The sequence below is a fragment of the Campylobacter portucalensis genome, from assembly GCF_009690845.1.
Classification (GTDB): domain Bacteria; phylum Campylobacterota; class Campylobacteria; order Campylobacterales; family Campylobacteraceae; genus Campylobacter_B; species Campylobacter_B portucalensis.
This window is the reverse complement of the sequence record NZ_VWSJ01000085.1, coordinates 1-480: the sequence shown is the minus strand read 5'-3', so window position 1 is coordinate 480 and position 480 is coordinate 1. Positions and strand designations below refer to the sequence as shown.

The following is a 480-nucleotide window of genomic DNA, read 5'->3' as shown; positions in this document are numbered from 1 at the left end:
AAATGCACTAAGGTTGAAAAAATTAAATATCCAGAAAAATATTTAACGCGTCCTAGTAGAACATACAATGCTCGTTATTTTACAAAAGCAGGTACTTTTTTAAATTCTCTTTGCAAATATGAAAAGCAAAAACATCAAGGCGAAGGCAATTGGGACTTAGTTTATTGCGATAAAATAAAGCAAGAAACACCCAAATGGCATCTAAAATCAACTTTTATTAAACTTCCACACTGGGATTTAGAATATTTCGAACCAGGTATGATTGCTGAAAAGCAAATAATATATCCAATGATTCATGTAAATTTAAACGATGGTACCTATAACCCAGATCCATCTAATGCACAAAAAAATAGAAATCTTTGTTATGGAGGTGGAGAAACGAATTGTTATGAATTGGATGTTTGCACCGAGTTTAAAACAGGTATAACCTTTTTTGATAAAAGATTAGCAAGCCGCTATCCAAGTAAAATTGACAATCAA

At 31.5% G+C, this 480-nt stretch carries 1 protein-coding gene; it reads left to right on the top strand.

Annotated features, from left to right (window positions below; translation table 11 throughout):
• Positions 1-480 (top strand): hypothetical protein (locus F1B92_RS08960; protein ID WP_195836350.1); only part of this gene is annotated, 480 nt, incomplete at both ends.